Below are 3,663 nucleotides of genomic sequence, written 5' to 3'. Positions count from 1 at the left end.
CAACCCCGCAAGGCACCATCGCGTCTCATTCCTCTAACCACCCTCGCATCGAGGGATAACGTCCAAGGTACCTTTAGCGAAACGTCAAACAATAAACGTCCATACTATGCACAGCATACTCACAGCTCCTCAGAAAAACCCTGTACCTTAGAAGCATGAGAGACAGTGTGTCAGTAACTCTCGTACGCCCTCCATTGATGGAGGACTACCCGAAATCTGGCACAAGCACACATTAAGTACACACATAGTAAGGACCTATCAATGGATCCCCTTGATTTTGGTAGGTGGCAGTTCGGTATCACCACCGTCTACCACTTCTTCATGGTTCCGCTGACTCTGGGTCTGGGCCTTGTGGTGACCTACCTGTACATTTGCTACGTTCGTACCAAGAAGGACGAATACAAGCGCATGACGAAGTTCTGGGGCAAGCTGTACCTCATTAACTTCGCTATGGGTGTGGCCACCGGTCTGGTTCAGGAATTCCAGTTCGGCATGGCGTGGAGTGAATACTCCCGCTTCGTCGGCGACGTCTTCGGCGCTCCGCTGGCAATGGAAGGCCTCTTCGCCTTCTTCGTTGAGTCGACCTTCCTCGGCCTGTGGATCTTCGGCTGGGACCGCCTCAAGCCCGCAGTCCACGCCTTCTGCCTGTTCATGGCAGTTCTCGGCTCCTGGATTTCTGGATTCTTCATTCTGGTTGCAAACTCCTGGATGCAGCACCCCGTCGGCGCAGAAATGATTGACGGTCGTCCCCAGATGACCGACATCGGCGCAGTGCTGATGAACCCCCTCGCATGGGTGACCTTCTCTCACGTCATCACCGCATCCATCCAGGTTGCCGGTGGCTTCCTGGTCGGTATCGCATGGTACAAGCTGTGGCGCCGCCGCAAGGACGGCATCGACAAGGTTGTTGACGGCAAGGTCGTTGTTGGTGAATCCGATAAGGGCGCACGCGACAAGAAGGACTTCCAGGTTTGGCTCAAGTCCCTGCGCCTGGGCGCCGTGGTGGGCCTCATCGGCTTCGCCGGCGTTGGTGCATCCGGCCACCTGCAGGCACAGATGATGATCCACGAGCAGCCCATGAAGATGGCTGCCGCAGAAGCTGCGTGCCACGACGGCACCGCCTTCTCCGTTCTGACCGTCGGCGAGCTCGGCGCTCAGAGCTGCGACAAGATCCACACCATCATCGAGGTTCCCGGCGTGCTGTCCTTCCTGGCTCACGACAACTTCGACACTCCGGTGAAGGGCATCGAGACCCTGGTGCCCGAGTATGAAGCTATGTTCGGCACCCACCTGTCCAACAACCCGCTCTACGGTGAGCGTGCAGGTCAGAGGATTGACTACCTGCCCTCCCTCGAGGTCTCCTACTGGGGCTTCCGCGGCATGATTGGCCTGGGCGCAATTGTTGTGCCGTTGTACCTCTACGCACTGTGGGTTACCCGTAAGAAGGGCGTGGGCACCGTTCCCGAGTCCAAGCTGCTCAAGAGTGTTGCAGTCTGGTCTATCCTGGCTCCCTTCTTCGCTATCTCCCTCGGCTGGATCTTCACCGAAATGGGCCGCCAGCCCTTCGTTGTGGCTCCGAACCTTCAGGGTGACACCTCGATCCACCTGTTCACCGCAGCAGCTATCTCCCCGGGTGTTTCCGGTGAAGAAATCCTCTTCTCCCTGCTCACCCTGGGTCTGCTCTACGGCGTGCTGATGGTGGTTGAGATTTACCTGCTCATCAAGTACGTCAAGGCCGGTGTGGTGGGAGCAATGCCCGAGCTTGTTCAGTCGCCCCACGAGGACGAGTCCAACGACAAGTCCAAGCGCGATGTGCTGGAGTTCGCCTACTAGGCGGGTAAGGATTGATTCACCATGAATTTTGATTTCAATATCTTTGCCGGTCAGCCTGGCCTGCCCACCCTCTGGTTTGTTGCCATTGGTGTTTTCTTCATCATGTACCTGATTCTGGACGGTTTCGACCTGGGCGTCGGTATGCTGATGGGTTCCAAGTTCACCAAGAACGAGAAGGAACGTCGTCTGCTGCTGAACATCATCGGCCCCGTCTGGGACGGTAACGAGGTGTGGATTGTGTCCGGCGGTGCAGCTCTGTTCGCTGCATTCCCCATCTGGTACGCAGCCCTCTTCTCGGCTCTGTACATCCCCCTGACCCTCGCGCTGGTCTTCCTGATTCTGCGCGTGGTCGCCATCGAATACCGCGGTAAGAAGAACGACGAGAAGTGGATTCGTAACTGGACCATCGCTCTGTCCGTCTCCTCCTTCGGTATCGCACTGCTCGTCGGTGCGCTGCTGGGTCTGACCTCCATGGGTCTGCCCATCAACGAGAACGGCGACCGCGTGGGCGGCCCCTTCGCATGGGTCTCCCTGCCGGTTCTGCTCGGCGGTCTGGGCTTCGTGGGCTTCTCCCTGGTTCAGGGTCTTGCCTTCATCGCCCTGAAGACCGACGGCGACATCCGCGACCGTGCCCGCAACACCCTGGTACGCTGGTCTCCCCTCCTGCTGCTGCCAATCGTTGCATGGGTTCTGGCCCTGGACTTCACCAGCGGTAACGGCATCTCCTTGCTGTGCACTGCCCTTGCTGTGGTTGCTGTTCTGTTTGCTTGGATTTCCGCAAAGGGTGGCCGTGAGGGCCGCGCTTTCGCTGGTCTGTCCGTGTTCCTCGCATTCGGCGCTCTGGCAATCTTCACCGCAATGTACCCGAACGTTCTGCCCTCCACCCTGGACCCGGCATACTCGCTCACCATTGCGAACGCATCCAGCTCCGAGTACACCCTGGGCGTTATGACCTTCGTGACCTTGCTGGGTCTGCCGGTCGTTTTCGTCTACCAGGCATGGACCTACTGGGTCTTCCGTAAGCGTCTGCACGTGGATCACATCCCCGACGTTCACGACGCTACCGAACTGGCTGAACTGCCGACCAAGTAGCATGTAGCTGATTGAAGAATCCCCCGAATTTCTCTGCTGAGAAGTTCGGGGGATTTTTGTATTTGCGGAGAGGGCGCGGATTCAAGGTAGGTGAGAAGAGAAGTCATAAAAATTTTTGGTGCACACCCCCCCCGAAATTCGAGCGCGACAGGGAGCAGAACGTGTAATGTGGTGAACAACTCACTCTTATGAAAGGTGTTCAACGATGAAGTTCCTCAATCGCAGCTCCACTGCACCCGCCCCTCGCACTGGCATGAGCCGCCGCCTGCTCACCACGGGCGCCCTGCTCTGCATCGGCGTGCTCCCGCTGAGCGCATGCTCGCTTTTCAACCCGCCGCTGGAACGTGACGAAAGCGTTCACGCCATCTTTGATGCGGAGCAGGACATCGTGAAGATGCCCCTGGACGATTACCTCTACTACGAGCGCACCAACTACGAGTACACGGCCTTTCAGATTGCCATGAAGCAGTGCTTCGCCGAACACGGGCAGAACTACACCATCCAGGCTCCCTATTCTGAAAGCGCGCCGCGTGGCGATTTGGGCCGAAAGTACGGCCCCTGGAACGTCGAGTACGCCCAGAAGTACGGCTTTCTGAAGCGAGACCCCAACGCAGCCGACCCCATATCCTACAACTCGGGGGAGAGCATGAGCCCCGAGGACAAGCTTCGCACCGAATGCTACCCCAAGGCCCGCGAGACCCTGGACGCCGCGGTGCCCGAAGGTAAGAGGCCCGAGAA

At 58.1% G+C, this 3,663-nt stretch carries 2 protein-coding genes and 1 pseudogene; all 3 read left to right on the top strand.

Features of this window, described 5'->3' with window-relative positions:
- Nucleotides 1-261: 261 nt before the first annotated feature.
- Nucleotides 262-1,833: a cytochrome ubiquinol oxidase subunit I gene (locus tag Q0216_RS07345; protein WP_298594159.1), complete on the top strand. Its 1,572-nt coding sequence runs from the start codon at nt 262-264 to the stop codon at nt 1,831-1,833.
- A 21-nt stretch (nt 1,834-1,854) separates the two neighbouring features.
- A complete protein-coding gene (gene cydB / locus Q0216_RS07340) occupies nt 1,855-2,925 on the top strand; it encodes a cytochrome d ubiquinol oxidase subunit II (protein WP_298594157.1) in 1,071 nt (356 codons plus the stop codon).
- Between the two features lie 205 nt (nt 2,926-3,130).
- Nucleotides 3,131-3,663: pseudogene (locus tag Q0216_RS07335) on the top strand (multidrug transporter); the annotation flags it as partial.

This window comes from uncultured Rothia sp. (assembly GCF_937976295.1).
GTDB lineage: Bacteria > Actinomycetota > Actinomycetes > Actinomycetales > Micrococcaceae > Rothia.
This window is presented reverse-complemented; position numbering and strand designations above follow the sequence as displayed.